Annotated in this window: 13 protein-coding genes; 6 read left to right on the forward strand and 7 right to left on the reverse strand. The window is 65.3% G+C overall.

The window, feature by feature from the left end:
• The coding region (locus ZRA01_RS11465) for a cadherin-like domain-containing protein (RefSeq protein ID WP_141352285.1) at positions 1-3,715 on the forward strand (3,715 nt) is incomplete at its 5' end.
• A gap of 90 nt (positions 3,716-3,805) precedes the next feature.
• Here the strand turns inward: ZRA01_RS11465 and ZRA01_RS11470 are convergent.
• Positions 3,806-5,737: a bifunctional diguanylate cyclase/phosphodiesterase gene (locus tag ZRA01_RS11470; RefSeq protein ID WP_141352287.1), complete on the reverse strand. Its 1,932-nt coding sequence runs from the start codon at positions 5,735-5,737 to the stop codon at positions 3,806-3,808.
• Positions 5,738-5,747: 10 nt separating this feature from the next.
• Complete coding sequence (locus ZRA01_RS11475) at positions 5,748-6,392, reverse strand: transglutaminase-like cysteine peptidase (RefSeq protein ID WP_246093646.1); 645 nt, start codon at positions 6,390-6,392, stop codon at positions 5,748-5,750.
• Between the two features lie 375 nt (positions 6,393-6,767).
• Between ZRA01_RS11475 and ZRA01_RS11480 the strand changes: the two genes are divergently transcribed.
• The gene (locus tag ZRA01_RS11480; RefSeq protein WP_141352291.1) at positions 6,768-8,594 is read left to right on the forward strand and encodes a TolC family outer membrane protein; all 1,827 of its coding nucleotides are present in this window, start codon (positions 6,768-6,770) and stop codon (positions 8,592-8,594) included.
• Between the two features lie 89 nt (positions 8,595-8,683).
• On the opposite strand, the gene ZRA01_RS11485 is transcribed toward ZRA01_RS11480, so the two are convergent.
• Positions 8,684-9,787, reverse strand: a complete 1,104-nt coding sequence (locus ZRA01_RS11485) for an aromatic ring-hydroxylating oxygenase subunit alpha (RefSeq protein ID WP_141352293.1) — start codon at positions 9,785-9,787, stop codon at positions 8,684-8,686.
• A gap of 129 nt (positions 9,788-9,916) precedes the next feature.
• Here ZRA01_RS11485 and xseB point away from each other — a divergent pair, with 129 nt between their 5' ends.
• The 4 genes from xseB to folE2 all read left to right on the forward strand — a co-directional run bounded on the left by xseB (position 9,917) and on the right by folE2 (position 13,883).
• Complete coding sequence (xseB, locus tag ZRA01_RS11490; protein WP_141352295.1) at positions 9,917-10,144, forward strand: exodeoxyribonuclease VII small subunit; 228 nt, start codon at positions 9,917-9,919, stop codon at positions 10,142-10,144.
• A complete protein-coding gene (locus ZRA01_RS11495) occupies positions 10,141-11,031 on the forward strand; it encodes a polyprenyl synthetase family protein (protein ID WP_141352297.1) in 891 nt (296 codons plus the stop codon). The genes xseB and ZRA01_RS11495 overlap by 4 nt, the downstream gene beginning before the upstream one ends.
• Before the next feature lie 54 nt (positions 11,032-11,085).
• Positions 11,086-12,984: a 1-deoxy-D-xylulose-5-phosphate synthase gene (dxs, locus tag ZRA01_RS11500; RefSeq protein ID WP_141352299.1), complete on the forward strand. Its 1,899-nt coding sequence runs from the start codon at positions 11,086-11,088 to the stop codon at positions 12,982-12,984.
• An 89-nt stretch (positions 12,985-13,073) separates the two neighbouring features.
• A complete protein-coding gene (gene folE2, locus ZRA01_RS11505) occupies positions 13,074-13,883 on the forward strand; it encodes a GTP cyclohydrolase FolE2 (protein WP_141352301.1) in 810 nt (269 codons plus the stop codon).
• A gap of 112 nt (positions 13,884-13,995) precedes the next feature.
• Here the strand turns inward: folE2 and rplS are convergent, their stop codons facing one another.
• From rplS to rpsP, 4 genes are all read right to left on the reverse strand, one after another.
• Positions 13,996-14,397: a 50S ribosomal protein L19 gene (gene rplS / locus ZRA01_RS11510; protein ID WP_141352303.1), complete on the reverse strand. Its 402-nt coding sequence runs from the start codon at positions 14,395-14,397 to the stop codon at positions 13,996-13,998.
• An 88-nt stretch (positions 14,398-14,485) separates the two neighbouring features.
• Positions 14,486-15,283 carry a tRNA (guanosine(37)-N1)-methyltransferase TrmD gene (gene trmD, locus ZRA01_RS11515; RefSeq protein ID WP_141352305.1) on the reverse strand — a complete coding sequence of 266 codons (798 nt, stop codon included), beginning with the start codon at positions 15,281-15,283 and terminating at the stop codon, positions 14,486-14,488.
• Complete coding sequence (rimM, locus tag ZRA01_RS11520) at positions 15,265-15,768, reverse strand: ribosome maturation factor RimM (protein WP_141352307.1); 504 nt, start codon at positions 15,766-15,768, stop codon at positions 15,265-15,267. Before rimM ends, trmD begins: the two co-directional genes overlap by 19 nt.
• 37 nt (positions 15,769-15,805) lie before the next feature.
• Positions 15,806-16,057: a 30S ribosomal protein S16 gene (rpsP, locus tag ZRA01_RS11525; protein ID WP_141352309.1), complete on the reverse strand. Its 252-nt coding sequence runs from the start codon at positions 16,055-16,057 to the stop codon at positions 15,806-15,808.
• Between the last annotated feature and the right edge of the window lie 63 nt (positions 16,058-16,120).

Consider the following 16,120-nt stretch of genomic DNA (forward strand, 5'->3'; position numbering starts at 1 on the left):
CGCCACCACCACCGACACCTTCACCTACACCATCTCCGACGCCCAGGGCGGCACCAGCACCACCACCCTCACGGTTACCGTCACCGGCACCAACGATGGCGCCGTGATCACGGGCCCTGATTTAGGCACCGTCACCGAAGACGCCACCCTCAGCGCCAGTGGCCAGTTGCTCGCCACCGACGTGGACAGCCCCGCCCAGTTCACCGCAGCCATCGCTCCGGGCGCCTACGGCAATTTCAGCATCGACGCCGCCGGCAACTGGACCTACACGCTCAACAACAGCGACCCGGCCGTCCAGGCACTCGGTACAAACGACGTGCGCATCGAGCAGTTCACCGTCAACACCAACGACGGAAGCACCCACATCGTCACCATCAACGTCAACGGTGCCAATGAAGCCCCCACCGCCGTCGATGCCAGCGCCACCGGCGCCGAGGACGCGGCCTCGATCCCCGTCACTCTCGGTGGTGGCGACGTGGACGGCACGGTGGTGAGCTTCAGCCTGGCCAACCTGCCCACCAACGGAGCCCTTTACCTCGATGCAGCGATAACCAAGCCGGTGCTCCCCGGCACCCTCTTGCCTGCCACGAGCGGCGCCGCCAGCCTGTACTTCAAACCGAACGCCAACTGGTACGGCAACACCAGCTTCCAGTTCATCGCCACCGATGGCGAAGGGGCAAGCTCACCCCTGGCCACCGTGACGATCGAGGTCACGACAGTCAATGACAATCCCATCGCCGCCGACAACCGGGGGGCGGTGCGTGAGGACGGCACACTCAACGCCATCCCCAGCAACGGCCTGATCGCCAGCGCCCTCGACCCGAGCGGCAAGGACACCGACATCGAGGGCGACCCCCTCACCGTCACCGCCCTTCGCACCGGCACCGAAGCCGGCAGCGGCACCAGCGGCACGGTCGGCAGCCCCCTCTTGGGCACCTACGGCAGCCTCACCGTCTACCCGCAGGGCAGCTACACCTACGTCGCCGACCGCGCCACCGCGCTGGCCGCCGGCAAAACCGCCACCGACACCTTCACCTACACCATCTCCGACGGCAAGGGCGGCACCGACACCGCCGAGCTCGTCATCACCATCACCGGCACCAACGACGCCCCGGTCCAGGTCGGCGCGCTGCCCGGCGTCAACGGCACCGACGCCCAGCCCGTCACCATCCCGACCGCCGCCGCCTTCGCCGACCCCGACACCGGTGACACCCTCACCTTCAGCGCCACCGGCCTGCCCCCCGGCCTCGGCATCGACCCGGTCACCGGCCTCATCACCGGCACCCTCGCCAGCGACGCCTCGGTGCGCGGCGCCTACCCGATCACCGTCACCGTCACCGATGGCGCCGGCGCTCAGACCACCCAGACCTTCACCCTCAGCGTCGGCAACCCGGCCCCCTCGGCCAACCCCGACACCCTCACCGTCACCGAGAACGACACCCAGGGCGGCAACGTCCTCACCGGCTCCGGCATCGGCGGCGACAAGGCCGACATCGACCCCGACGCCGACGCACTCGTCGTCACCCGCGTCGGCACCGGCAGCACGCCCGACACCGACGTCACCCCCAACGGCACCGTGATCGCCGGCCTCCACGGCAACCTCACCCTCAAGGCCGACGGCAGCTACACCTACACCGCCACCGACGACAGCCTCGCCACCGGCGCCACCACCACCGACACCTTCACCTACACCATCTCCGACGGACAGGGCGGCACCAGCACCACCACCCTCACGGTTACCGTCACCGGCACCAACGACGCCCCGATCGTCCTCGCCACCACCGCGAACGTCTCGGAGGAAGGCCTTGCGGGCGGCGAGGCCGACACCTTCGGCACGATCGACACCACCGACGCAGCGAGCCATAGCGGGATGATCAATCTCTCCGACATCGACGGAGACACCCTCAGCGTCAGCCTGTCTGCGCCCGCAGACAGCATCAGCTCAGCCGGCGTGCCGATCACCTGGACCGGCAGCGGCACCCAAACCCTCATCGGCTCGGCGGGCGGCGTGGAAATCATGCGGGCCACGGTCAGCAACGATGGCCGCTACACGGTCACCCTCTCCGGCGCCATCGACCACCCGGCCACCACCGGTGAAGACGCTCGCAGCCTGGACTTCGGCGTGAACGTCAGCGACGGCACCACCACCGTCCAGAGCACGCTCACCATCACCGTCGAAGACGATGCCCCTCAGGCTGCCCAGATCAACCAGACCATTGAGGTCGCCCCGATCGACACCAACCTGCTGCTGACCCTCGACGTCTCCAGCAGCATGCAAATCAACGACGGCATCAACGGCGCCACCCGCCTAGAGGCCGCCATCAGCGCACTCAACCAGTTGCTCGACAGCTATGACAATCTCGGTGAAGTGCGAGTCAGACTGGTCACCTTCAGTAGCAGGTCTGCCATCCAGGGTACCGAATGGACCTCGGTTGCCGAGGCCAAGAACCTGCTGAGTGCCATAGATACCGGCGGCGCCACCAATTACGACGCGGCGCTCACGGCAGCCCAGAGCGCCTTTACGGCGCCCGGCAAGCTGGCATCCGGGCAGAACATCACCTACTTCCTGTCGGACGGCATTCCCAGCATCGACTTGTGGCACGTCAGCCCAAGTGAGGAAGCTTCCTGGAAGAGCTTCCTCACCACCAACCAGATCACCAGCTTCGCCCTGGGAATGGGCTCCAACGCAGACCAGGGACCGCTGGACCCGATTGCCTACGACGGGATCACCAACACCGACCTCGATAGCCAGGTGATCACCGACTTCAACAAGCTGGCCAGCGCCCTGCAGACGACCATCCCGCCGACGGCCAGCGGCGAGATCCTCTCCGGCTCGCTCCACGGCACCGGCTTTGGCGGCGACGGCGGCCATGTCAGCTCGATCACCGTCGACGGGGTCACCTACACCCCCGACACCAGCCTCGGCACCCTCACCGCAAGCGGCGGAACCAGCACCGCCACCTATGACGCCACAACGAATTCGATCCGTGTGCTAACCGCAACCAGCGGCATGCTGGCGCTCGACTTCGACACGGGCAGCTACACCTACACCCCGCCCCCCTCGGTCAGCACGAGCGTCATCAACGACGGATTCACCTACGTTCTGACCGACAATGACGGCGACAGCGCCAGCTCGCGCGTGCTCTTCACGGCCAGCCGGATGAATGAGAACACCATCACCCTGAGCTCACCGCAGCAGGTCAGCGGTACCAGCGGCAATGACAGCATCACGGGCAGCAGCGGCAACGACAGCATCTCCGGTGGCGCCGGCAACGACATCATCAAGGGCGGTGACGGCGTCGACCTGATCGCCGGGGGAGCAGGCCATGACACGCTCACCGGCGGCGCAGGTGCAGACACCTTCAAGTGGAGCCTCGGCGATGCGGGCACCGCTGCGGCCCCAGCGGTCGACGCGATCACCGACTTCAACACTGCCGCAGCCAGTAGCGGTGGCGACGTCCTCGACCTGCGTGACCTTCTCCAGGGTGAGAGCCACACCGGCAACTTGGCCGGCAACCTTGGGAGCTATCTGCACTTCGAGAAGATCGGCGCCGACACGGTCGTCAATGTCAGCTCCAACGGCGGCTTCAGCGGCGGAAACTACAGCGCCACCGACCAGAAGCTGATCCTCCAGGGGGTGGATCTCACCACCCTTGGCACCGACACGCAGATCATTCAGAACCTGCTCGTCAACGGCAAGCTCAACACCGACTGAGCCAGCCCCCGGCAACCCCGGCAGAGGCCCCGTCACGGGGCCTTTTTTATCTGTTTCAGCGTCTCCAAGGCGGGGCGGCTGGCGCGCTGCCTAAGCCGCCATGCGACGGGAAGCCTCGGGCCCGGTCATCCCGCCCACCCCCAGGCTCACCGCGGTGGCCCACTCGGCAGCGCTGTGCACCTGCTCGGCGTACACCACCACCCCAAGCCCACGGGCCACATCCACGATGGCCTTCACCAGGCGTTGGTGGCCCGCGTTGTCGTCGAGCCCGGCGACAAAACTCCCATCCAGCTTCAGGTACGCCAGACGCAGCGCGTACAGGCGTGGCAGCGCCGCCAGCTGGCGGCCGAAATGTTCGATTCCCAGCTGCGCGCCATGCCGCGCCAGGACTTCGGCCAAGCCCTCCAGACCGGCGAGCTGGGGGTCCAGCCCGCGCTCGCTGACCTCCACCGAGATCCGCCTCGCCGCAGCCCCGGCCCCCGCCAGCAGCACATCCAGACGCTCCAGGAAGCCCGGCTCGATCAGCGACCGAGGTGCCACATTGATCGCAATCGGGTCGCCCGTCTCAGCCAGCCGGGCAATGCCCAGGCGCACGGCCTCGAGGTCGCAGGCCGACGCCAGCCCCACCCGCACCGCTGCCGGCATGAACTGCCCGGCAGTCAGCACCGCGGCCCCATCGCCCCGGGGCAGGCGGAGCATGCACTCCCGGTGCACCAGGCGGCGGCCGTCCTCGGCCAGCACCGGATAGTCGGTCAACACAAATTCGTGATCCGCCAGCGCAGCCTCCAGCAGCGCCCGCCAGGCCTCCTCGCCGGGCACGAGGGGCGCATCGGGCAGATGCTCCGCCTCGGCCACCAGGGTGCCTGCCGACTCCGCCCTCATCAACGCAGAATCGACCCGCGCCAGCAGCGCTCCCGGCACCTCGTCCCGTCGGTAGGTCACCACCGCCGCATGCAGCCGCAAGCCGCGGCCCGTATCACCCTGCAAGTCGAGCGCCGCCACCGCACTGCACGCGCGCTCGAAGCAGGCCTGACCGTCGGCAATCCGCAGCCCCGGCAGCAGGATGCCGAACTCGGCACCGCCCAGCCTAGCCAGCGTGGCTTCCTCCACCCCGGCAACACAGCCCTGCAGGGCCTCGGCCACCGCCACCAGCCACGCGTCGGTGCGGGCCCGGCCCTGGGCTTGGTTGAGCGCCGTCAGATCGGCCACCCGCAGCACCCCGACACACCCCTCGGCCGGCGCATCGGCCTCGGACAAGGCCCGCCGCAGCTCGCCGCTGAAATAGGCGCGGTTGAGAAGGCCGGTGCCTGCGTCGCGGCTCCCTTCGTCCCGCAGTGCAGCGATGCGCCCCGCCTGCTCGGCGAACAGGCTGCGCACGCGATCCGACATGTGGTTCAGGGCCCGCGCCATGCTCCGCAACTCCAGCACCTTCGGCTCGTCGAGCACGCGGAACTGCCCGGCGCCGATGGCCTCCGCCTGCTCGGCCATGTCTTCGAGCGGGCCTCGCACCCAGCGCAGCAAGGCCGACACCGCCAGCGCCCAGAACATGCCGATCGCCAGCATCAGGCTGCCCAACTGGAGCACCCCGCGCCACAGGGAGCGATAGGCATAGCCGCGGGCCGCCTCCACCGTCACCTTGCCGACCTGGCGCCAGCCGTCACTCACCATGGCCTGCCCGGGGCGCACGCTCATGGGCAACAATTCAGGCAGCCAGCCCGGCACACCGTCGGCCATGTCGGGCTGCGTGCGTTCGACGAGCACCCGCCCGGCCGCATCCGTGAAACGGATCAGCCGGTAATGCCCACCGTCGAAGAGCGCCGCCACCAGCAGCTCGGAGGTCGCCACGTCCTTGCTCTGCTGGGACATGGACAGGGCCAGCGACACCGCACCGTCGCCCGACTGGGCCTGCAGCTGCTGTTCGAAATAGCTGCGCGCGGTGATCAGGCTGACCGCAAACGCGCCCGCCAGCACCACCGCCATCGCCACCACCACACTGATCCACAATCGTCTCACCAGCGACATCTTGGCTCCCTCAAGGCACGTAGCCTTCCAATCGCATCCGAAGCAGCAGCTCACGCCAGCGCGACACCCGGTCAACCGGGCTCGAAGCCTGCTCCGAGCTCCCCACGAAAACGCCCTGCATATTGAAGCTGAACACCGGCGCCAGATCGGGCCGTGCACTGGCGGGCTTGATGCTCGACACGAGATTATCCAGCACCAGCGGCATCCCGCCCGGCTCCGCGTAGTAGCCAAGCACCATGTGGGCCTGGCTCACCGAGCTGGCCGGCCCGCCGACGCGCGCCCGCACATAGGTCATGCGCAGCCGGCTGTCGGCAACACCCAGCTCGCGCAGGCTGAAGTACTTCGCAAAGACGAAGTCCTCGCAGTCGCCGCTCCCCCGGGCCAGGGTTTCGAGGGGCGTGGCCCAGTAATCCGGCTGCCCCCAGACCACCGGGTCGTCGGCGAAACGAATCCGCCGGTTGAAGAACTCATTGACCCGCTGCAGTTGCTCCGCCTCGGGAAGCTCGCGCCAGCCGGCCATCGCCGCCCGCCAGCCATCGACAGCCTCGGCAGCGGCGGCACCGTAGCGTTGCAGGGCCGTCTGACGCATCCGCTCGAGCTCGAACGCCGCCCCCGCAGCACCCGCCAGCACCACCCCGAGCAACAGCGACGTCACCCGGCGGCGACCGTAACGCAGCAGCGAGCCTGACAAACGCTGAAAACGGGGGCAAAGCATCTGGGCTGGAATGACGAGACCGGGGTGAACAGGCAGCAGAAAACCGGATGACGAAAGGTTACTCGTCCGGGGGGAACGCTCAATGCTTGGCTTTACGGCGCAGCCCTGTAAAAATTGAGTATCCTGGCCTAATGACGAATATTTGTAAAAAATTGAAGCACAAACACCCCCTGCATTTATTTCTCAAGAGAAGATCCAACTCTGTCGCACTCCTGCACATGTTGGGCAATTAAAATCCCAGGCAGCTCCCTCAACCGACGCCGAGCCCCGGAACCTGAATCAGCACCCTGGCGCAGGCAGCCGACCCGAATAGTGATGAAAAAATTCAACGCATCCCCGCTTGCCATCAGCCTGACGCTGTCCATCCTTGCCCTGCCGACAGTTCAGGCCGCAACGCCCGGCACCCTGCCCGACGCGGTCGAAAAGGCGATCCTGCGCAACCCCGAAGTCATGGCCCGGCTGCACGACTACCAGGCCGCCGATGCCGAGCGGGACGTCGCCCGCGGCGGCCTCTTCCCGCGGGTTGACCTCCAGGGCTACACCGGCCGTGAGCGTCGCGACACCCCAATCAGCCCGGTCAGCACCTACAATCGCCCCGGCTACCAGCTCCAGTTGCGCCAGCTGATCTTCGACGGCTTCGCCACCCAGAGCGACATCAAGCGTCTGGGCTACGCCCGCGCCGTGCGCTATTTCGAGCTCCTCGGCACCACCGACGAGATCGCCTACGAAGCCTCCCGCGCCTACCTCGACGTGCTCCGTTACCGCGAGCTTGCCAGGCTCGCCCAGGAAAACTGGGCCATCCACAAGGAAACCGTCGACCAGATCGAGCGCCGCGTCAAAGCCGGCGTGGGCCGTCGGGTTGACCTCGAGCAGGCTTTCGGCCGTCTCGCCCTCGCACAATCGAACTGGCTCACCGAAAGCTCCAACCTCCACGACGTCAGCCAGCGCTATCAGCGTATCGTCGGCGAGGCCCCCCTCGACAGCCTGCAGGCGCCACCGAAGTTCGCCGACAAGCTGCCGTCCGACAAGGACGTCCTGCGCCAGGCCGTGACGTCCAACCCCGGCTTCCGGGCGGCAGTGTCCAACATCCGCTCGTCCCGGGCCAACATCGACGTGCAGCGCGCCAACTACACGCCGACGGTCGAGTTCCGCGCCAACACCGGCATGGACAGAAACCTCCTCGGCGTCACCGGCGAAACCAACTCCAGCGCCATGCAGGTGCTGCTCAACTGGAACCTCTTCAAGGGGGGGGCCGACGAGGCGCGCATCCGCCAGAGCCACGAGCAGCTCTACAACGCCACCGACCTGCGCGACAAGGCCTGCCGCGACATCCGCCAGCAAACCGCCATCGCCTGGAACGACATCAAGAAACTCAAGGAACAGCTGGGGTACCTCGAGCAGCATCAGCTGTCCACCGAGAAAGCCCGCGACGCCTACCGCCAGCAGTTCGACATCGGCCAGCGCAGCCTGCTCGACGTGCTCAACACCGAGAACGAACTGTTCGAAGCCAAACGCGCCAGCGCCCGTGCCCGCTACGACCTGACCCAGGCCGAGCTGCGCGTCCTCACCCAGACCCACAGCATCCTGCCCAGCATGCAGCTTGCGTCGGTGGCCAAGCAGGGCCCCGAGGAAGCCGGGGCCACAGAGCCCGCCGAAGACGAAACCCTGCAATGCAGCACCGAGCTCCCGGCGGCCCAGCCCCTCGACACGGTCGGCGCCATGCGTGGCCGCCCCCAGCCCACGGAGTTGCCGCTCCCCGCTCCCATGCCGCTGGCGAGCCAGGCTTCGGGCACACCGCCAGCTGCCGCCACGCCTGCCATCGAGCCCCTCGTCAAGGCCTGGGCTGCCGCGTGGTCAGCAAAGGACGTTAAGACCTATCTCAGCTTCTATTCGCCCCGCTTCAAGCCCGAACAAGGCAACCTCAGCACCTGGACCAAGCAGCGTACGCAGCGCATCGAGAAGGCGAGCAACATCACCGTCGAGGTGGACAAGCTCAGCGTGCGGAGCCTCTCCCCTAGCGCCGCCGAGGCCCAGTTCATCCAGCGCTACGGCTCGAAGCGCACCCGCGACGTCATGAACAAGACCCTCCAGTACGAACTGGAAAACGGTCAATGGAAGATCGTTCGCGAAAGCAATCGCTGAGCTCAACCAATCGGCCCGCACCCGCGGGCCAGTGCAAAACAAAAGGGAGCCCATGGCTCCCTTTTGCTTGGTTCGACGCGTCGCCCTCGTCAAATATGAGGTGCCATGACCCGGCGGTAGAACTCATGGAAATGCTGCATGCCGTCCTCGTAGGGCGACTGGTAGGGGCCTACCTCGTTGCGCCCTTCCTTCATCAGCGCCAGCCGGCCGCGGTCCATCCGCTCGCCGATGTCGTCGTCCTCGATGGCCGTTTCCATGTAGGCAGCCTGCTCGGCCTCGACGAACTCGCGCTCGAACTCGAGGATGTCCTCGGGGTAGTAGAACTCGACCACGTTGGTGGTCTTGTTTACGTCCGTGGGGATCAAGGTGCTCACCACCAGCACATGGGGGTACCACTCGACCATGATGTTGGGGAAATAGGTGAGCCAGATCGCGCCGTGCTTCGGCATCTCGCCGCCGTTGTAATTGAGCACCGCCTCATGCCAGCGCTTGTAGGCCGGCGAACCCGGTTTTTGCAGTGAGGTGATCCCCACCCGCTGCACCGAATACCACTCGCCAAACTGCCACGCCAGGTCGTCACAGGTGACGAACTTGCCCAGCCCCGGATGGAAAGGCTCCACGTGGTAGTCCTCGAGGTACACCTCAATGAAGGTCTTCCAGTTGTAATTGCACTCGTGGATCTCGACCTTGTCGAGCTTGTAGCCGCTGAAGTCGAGCTCACCCGCCACCTGCATCCCGGCAAGGTCGGCGTTGGGCGAACGGGGCCCCTTGAACAGCAGGCCCTGCCAGCGCTCGAGCTTCTCCCGCTGCAGATTGAGGCAGGGGTTGTCGGGGAAATGGGGCGCCCCGATCAGCAGGCCGTCGGGGTTGTAAGTCCAGCGGTGAACCGGGCACACGATGTTGCGATCGGCGACGCCCGCCCCCTGCATCATCACCGCCTGACGATGGCGGCAGATGTTGGACATGCGGTAAAAACCGTCATCCCGATTGATCAGCAGCTTCGAGTGATCCAGCCACTCAAGGGAGCGGAACTGGTTGGGTTCCGGCACCATGAGCTCGTGGCCCACGTAACCGGGCCCGGCATCAAACAGAAGACGCTTCTCCAGCTCGAAGATTTTTTCGTCGAAGTACCACGAGACCGGCAACTGGGAGACAGCCGGCGAAAGATTTGCCTGAGAAGCGATATCAGACATCCCGAACCCCCTTATCGAAGGCGAAAGCCCGAAACGTAAAACGCGGCAGTATATAGGATTAGCTGTTTGACCTAAAGCCCGGCGATAGGCTATTTTTACGGTTTGCCTCACGCCAGCTCCGGCCCCCGCATGGTCAAAACACCTGCCACCAAGTCTGCCACCTTCGAATCCGCCGTCGCCGAACTGGAGACCATTGTCCAGGACATGGAAAACGGCCAATTGCCCCTCGATCAAGCCCTCAGCGCCTACCAGCGCGGCACCGGCCTGCTGCGCCATTGCCAGGGCCTGCTCACCAAGGCCGAGCAGACGATCCGCGTTCTCGAAGCCGAAGCCCCCCCGGAAGACACCCAGCCATGACCGCCTTCAGCCAATGGATGGCCGACATCCAGCAACGCACCGAATCCGCCCTCGACCGGGCCTTGCCCGCAGCCGACATCGCCCCTGCCCGCCTCCACGAAGCCATGCGCTATGCGGTGCTGGGCGGCGGCAAGCGGGTGCGTCCGCTCCTCGTACATGCCGGCGGCCAGCTGAGCGGCGCCGAGCCGGAACGCCTCGATCGCGTCTCCTGCGCCCTCGAGATGATCCACGCCTACTCCCTCGTCCATGACGACATGCCCTGCATGGACGACGACGTGTTGCGCCGCGGCAAGCCCACCGTGCACGTCCAGTTCGACGAGGCCACCGCGCTGCTGGTCGGTGACGCCCTTCAGACCCAGGCCTTCCAGCATGTCGCCGACGCCCCGATCGCCGACGACCCCCGGCGCCAGATCGCCATGATCCGCCAGCTGGCCCAGGCCACGGGCTCCCGCGGCATGGCCGGCGGCCAGGCCATCGACCTCGCCGCCATCGGCCAGCAGCTCAGCCTGGCCGAGCTCGAGTTCATGCACATCCACAAAACGGGCGCGCTGATCCGGGCGTCCATCAACCTTGGCGTACAATGCGGGCGCACCCTGACGGATGAGCAGATGGCCACCCTCGATCACGTGGGCAAGGTCATCGGCCTGCTGTTCCAGGTGGTGGACGACATCCTCGACGCCGAGGCCGACACCGCAACCCTGGGCAAGACCGCCGGCAAGGACGCCGCCAACGACAAGCCCACCTACGTGAGCCTGCTCGGTGTCACGCGAGCCCGCCAGCTGGCCGAAGAGATGTGCCAGGACGCCCTCGACCGCCTCGCGCCCTTTGGCGACGCGGGCCAGCGCCTTGCCGAACTCACACGCTTCATCGTGCGTCGTCAGTTCTGAGCATCGCCCCTTCGCCGATAACGCAACACCCTCCACCAACGACCCGGAACCGGAATGCCTTCTTCAAAGCCGCCCGCCAGATCCCGCGCCCACCTGCTGGAAAGCATCGGCTCGCCGGCAGACCTGCGCAAGCTCGAACCCGGCGAACTCCCCGCCCTCGCCGACGCGCTGCGTGATTTCCTGATCGACTCCGTCTCCCGAACGGGCGGCCACCTCTCGTCCAATCTTGGCACGGTAGAGCTGACCATCGCCCTGCACTACGTCTTCAACACGCCCGAAGACCGCATCGTCTGGGACGTGGGCCACCAGACTTACGCCCACAAGGTGCTCACCGGCCGCCGCGAGGCGATGTCCAGCCTGCGCCAGTACCACGGCCTCTCGGGCTTCCCCAAGCGCTCCGAGAGCACCTACGACACCTTCGGCACCGCCCACTCGTCCACCTCGATCTCCGCCGCGCTGGGCATGGCCGAGGCCGCCCGCCTGCGCGGCGAGGACCGTCGGGCGATCGCGGTGATCGGTGACGGCGCGATGACCGCCGGCATGGCCTTCGAGGCCCTCAACAACGCCGGCGACATCCACGACACCAACCTGCTGGTCATCCTCAACGACAACGAGATGTCCATCTCGCCGCCGGTGGGCGCCCTCAACAAGCACCTCTCCCGGTTGCTCTCCGGCCGCCTCTACAACGGCGCCCGCCAGATCGGCAAGCGCGTCCTCGGGAACCTGCCGCCGCCGGTCATCGAGCTCGCCCGCCGCACCGAGGAGCACGTCAAGGGCATGGTGATGCCCGGCACGATGTTCGAGGAGTTCGGCTTCAACTACATCGGCCCCATCGACGGCCACGACCTCGAATCCCTGCTCCCCACCCTGCAGAACCTGCGCACCCTCAAGGGCCCCCAGTTCCTGCACGTGATCACCCGCAAGGGCCAGGGCTACAAGCTCGCCGAAGCCGACCCCATCCTCTACCACGGCGTCTCCAAGTTCGACCACGCCGCCGGCATCGCCACCGGCAAGGACGCCAAGGGCGGCGGCAAGCTCACCTACACCCAGGTCTTCGGTGACTGGCTGTGTGACATGGCCGCCCTGGATAAACGTCTCGTTGCGATCACCCCCGCGATGCGCGAAGGCTCCGGCATGGTCCGCTTCGCCCACGAATACCCCGATCGTTACTACGACGTGGGGATCGCCGAGCAGCACGCCCTCACCTTCGCCGCCGGCCTCGCCTGCGAAGGCCTGAAGCCGGTGGTGGCGATCTATTCAACCTTCCTGCAGCGGGCCTACGACCAGCTGATCCACGACATCGCCCTGCAGAACCTGCCGGTGATGATGGCCATCGACCGGGCTGGCCTGGTCGGCGCCGACGGTGCCACCCACCACGGCGCCTTCGACCTGTCCTTCCTGGCCTGCATTCCCAACCTCGTCATCTTCTGTCCGGCCGACGAGGACGAATGCCGGCAGATGCTCTACACCGCCTACCGCCACGATGGCCCCACCGCCGTACGCTATCCCCGCGGCAGCGGTCTGGGCAGCGTGCCCCGGCAGGCGATGAGCGAGCTGCCGATCGGCAAGGGAGAGATCCGTCGCCAGGGCAAGGGCTGCGCGCTGCTCGCCTTCGGCAGCATGCTCGGCACGGCCCTGCAGGTGGGCGAAGAGCTTGACGCGACGGTGGCCAACATGCGCTTCGTCAAGCCCATCGACCGCGACCTCATCCTGCAGCTCGCCGCCGGACACGACCTGCTGGTCACCCTCGAGGAAAACGCCACCATAGGCGGCGCCGGCTCGGAAGTAAGCCGTGTGCTCAACGAGGCAGGCAGCCGCGTCCGCGTGCTCCAGCTGGGGTTGCCCGACCGCTTCGTCGACCACGGCGACCAGGCCCAGCTGCTCGCGGAATCCGGCCTGGACTCAGCTTCTGTCCTAGACAGAATTAAAAAGGCCTATCAGGTAAATAGTTGAGCGCTTTTGTCGGGAATGATACGATTTAAATATCGAGGGGCACCAGACCCCGATTCCCTTAAGCCCAACAAGACCTTTTGAGAACACTCATGACCACCTGCGCCGCCACCACCGTAATTCCGGACGTCCAGAATTCCGAGGACTCCCGCCAGATCGCCATCAACAAGGTCGGCATCAAGTCCATCCGCCACCCCATCAAGGTGCGGGACAAGCAGGCAGGCGTGCAGCACACCATCGCGCTGTTCAACATGTACGTCGGGCTGCCCCACAATTTCAAGGGCACCCACATGTCGCGTTTCGTCGAAATCCTCAACAGCCACGATCGTGAGATCTCGGTGGAGTCCTTCGAGCCGATGCTGCGCGAGATGGTCAGGAAGCTCGAGGCCGAAACCGGCCACATCGAGATGAGCTTCCCCTACTTCATCAACAAGGCGGCGCCGGTCTCGGGTGTGCAGAGCCTGCTGGACTACGAAGTCACCTTTATCGGCACGATCAGCGCCGGCGGCAAGTACGAGTTCACAATGAAGGTCGTCGTCCCCGTTACCAGCCTGTGCCCCTGCTCCAAGAAAATCTCCGCCTACGGCGCCCACAACCAGCGCTCCCACGTCACCGTCACCACCGTGACCAACAGCTACCTGTGGATCGAAGAGCTTGTCCAGATGATCGAGGAACAGGGCTCCTGCGAGCTCTACGGCCTGCTCAAGCGCCCCGACGAGAAGTACGTCACCGAACGCGCCTACGACAACCCCAAGTTCGTCGAAGACATGGTTCGCGACGTGGCAGGCGTGATGAACCGCGAGGCTCGCATCGACGCCTATGTGGTCGAATCCGAAAACTTCGAGTCCATCCACAACCACTCCGCCTACGCCCTGATCGAGCACGACAAGCGTAGCGCCTGAGGAGCAGCCCGAAGCGCCGACACCCTCGGCGCCGCGGAAAACATGGCGCAAAAATGAGGCTCAAAAAAAACGGAACCCCAAGGGGTTCCGTTTTTCGTGCTGTCGTAAAAGCTTACTGGGCCTTGGCAGCAGCGGCCTTCGCAGCGAAGGACTTGTAATCCAGCTTTTCCTTGATCCGCGCGGACTTGCCGGAGCGGCTGCGCAGGTAGTAGAGCTTGGCGCGACGAACATCACCGCGACGCTTCACTTCGATGCTGGCGACCAGCGGGGAGTAGGTCTGGAAAGTACGCTCCACACCTTCACCGGAAGAGATCTTGCGAACGATGAAGCCAGAGTTGAGGCCGCGGTTGCGCTTGGCAATCACGACGCCTTCGTAGGCCTGCAGACGCTCACGGGTACCTTCCTTGACCTTCACCTGAACGACCACGGTGTCGCCGGGGGCGAATTCCGGGATGCTCTTGCCTTGGGTCAGGCGGGCGATTTCTTCTTGTTCCAGCTGCTGAATGAGGTTCATGCGTAGCTCCTGAGAAAATATGGCCTTGGGCCGTTCGTGCAGAGCAGGTCGCCACCTGATACACGCCATTATTATGAAACCGGCAAAGTTACGGCGCCGATTTCCTGTTTGTCTGCCGGAATGCTTCCAGCAGACGCAACTCTTCCTTGCTCAACTTCCGCTCCGCCAGCAGGTCCGGCCGACGCAACTCAGTGCGCCCCAGGGACTGCTGCAGACGCCAGCGACGGATCTCGGCATGATTGCCCGACAGCAAGACATCGGGCACCGCCATATCCTCGTACACCACCGGCCGGGTGTAGTGAGGGCAATCCAGCAAACCATCCACGAAGGAATCCTCGACTGCGGAATCCCCGTCGTTCAATGCACCCGGCAGCTGCCGGATCATCGCGTCAAGCAGAACCATCGCCGGCAACTCGCCCCCGGAGAGGACGAAATCGCCCAGCGAGATCTCTTCATCGACACAACGCTCGATCAGCCGTTGATCGACGCCTTCGTAGCGCCCGCACAGGAGCACCAACGCCGGCTCGGAAGCGAGCTCCAGAACCCGGCCATGATCAAGCTGACGCCCCTGCGGCGAGAGGTAAATCACCCGCCCGGCGGCGCCTGTCGAAACAGCCTGTCGAGCCTTTGCCGAAGCAATGGACTTCTCCAGCGGCCCCGGCAGCATCACCATCCCCGGGCCTCCACCGTAAGGGCGATCATCGACGGTGCGATGACGATCTTCGGTAAAGTCCCGCGGATTCCAGCAGCTCAGCTCATAGAGACCGCGCTCCCGGGCCCTTCCCGTGATGCCGGAGCCCGTGAGGGCCGAGAACATTTCAGGGAACAGCGTGACGACATCGTAGGCCTTGCGGCCCCCGGGCTCGATCACCAGTCCGCTTCCCATTCGACGCTGATACGACCGCTGTCGATATCGACTGCGGTGACATAGCTCGCGACAAACGGAATGAGGCGTTCAGCATCGCCGTCCTGGATCTGCAGGACATCATGGGCACCGGTGGACAGCAGGCCAGTGACCTTGCCCAGCACGACCCCAGACGCATTGCGAACCTCCAGGCCGACGAGGTCGCCCCAGTAGTATTCATCTGCATCAGGCTTGGGGAGCGCCTCCCGCGGTGCGGCAATGTAGTAACCGCCAACCGCTTCGGCACCGTTACGGTCGGGGACCTCGGCGAAGGATGCAACGATGCCACCCTTGCCATGTTCCTTGCACCCCGTAAGGGTGTAAGGTACCCAGACCTTACCGTCCGGATCGGTGCCCAACCACCATTGCGGCATTTTCTTCCACGACAACGGGTCATCCCCGAAGGGATGTACCCTGACCCAGCCCTGGACACCAAAGGGCGCGACAATGCGCCCAAGAACGATCATCGGCGAACCACGCTGGGCGTCAGGACGATCACCCTGCTCAGGCAACGGCCTTGGCAGCCTGCTTGGCCAGGCGAGCGACGGTGTCGGACAGCTGGGCGCCGGTACCTTGCCAGTAAGCCAGGCGCTCGGCGTTGATCACGAGACCCTTTTCGTTGCCGGAGGCAACCGGGTTGTAGTAACCGACACGCTCGATGAAACGGCCGTCGCGGCGATTGCGGGAATCAGCGGCAACGATGTTGTAGAACGGGCGCTTCTTGGAACCACTGCGGGCGAGACGAATGACAACCATGACTGTTCCTGATCCGATGGAATTGGAAAAACGCGTGATCTTAAATTAGTATGCGAAAAACAG

It is taken from the genome of Zoogloea ramigera, assembly GCF_006539865.1.
Lineage (GTDB): Bacteria > Pseudomonadota > Gammaproteobacteria > Burkholderiales > Rhodocyclaceae > Zoogloea > Zoogloea ramigera.

Bases quoted from the DNA above. Each gene is read 5' to 3' on its own strand.
- ZRA01_RS11470 (WP_141352287.1), bottom strand. From the start codon at position 5,737: ATGTCGCTGGTGAGACGATTGTGGATCAGTGTGGTGGTGGCGATGGCG.
- ZRA01_RS11480 (WP_141352291.1), top strand. From the start codon at position 6,768: ATGAAAAAATTCAACGCATCCCCGCTTGCCATCAGCCTGACGCTGTCC.
- ZRA01_RS11485 (WP_141352293.1), bottom strand. From the start codon at position 9,787: ATGTCTGATATCGCTTCTCAGGCAAATCTTTCGCCGGCTGTCTCCCAG.
- xseB (WP_141352295.1), top strand. From the start codon at position 9,917: ATGGTCAAAACACCTGCCACCAAGTCTGCCACCTTCGAATCCGCCGTC.
- ZRA01_RS11495 (WP_141352297.1), top strand. From the start codon at position 10,141: ATGACCGCCTTCAGCCAATGGATGGCCGACATCCAGCAACGCACCGAA.
- dxs (WP_141352299.1), top strand. From the start codon at position 11,086: ATGCCTTCTTCAAAGCCGCCCGCCAGATCCCGCGCCCACCTGCTGGAA.
- folE2 (WP_141352301.1), top strand. From the start codon at position 13,074: ATGACCACCTGCGCCGCCACCACCGTAATTCCGGACGTCCAGAATTCC.
- rplS (WP_141352303.1), bottom strand. From the start codon at position 14,397: ATGAACCTCATTCAGCAGCTGGAACAAGAAGAAATCGCCCGCCTGACC.
- trmD (WP_141352305.1), bottom strand. From the start codon at position 15,283: ATGGGAAGCGGACTGGTGATCGAGCCCGGGGGCCGCAAGGCCTACGAT.
- rimM (WP_141352307.1), bottom strand. From the start codon at position 15,768: ATGATCGTTCTTGGGCGCATTGTCGCGCCCTTTGGTGTCCAGGGCTGG.
- rpsP (WP_141352309.1), bottom strand. From the start codon at position 16,057: ATGGTTGTCATTCGTCTCGCCCGCAGTGGTTCCAAGAAGCGCCCGTTC.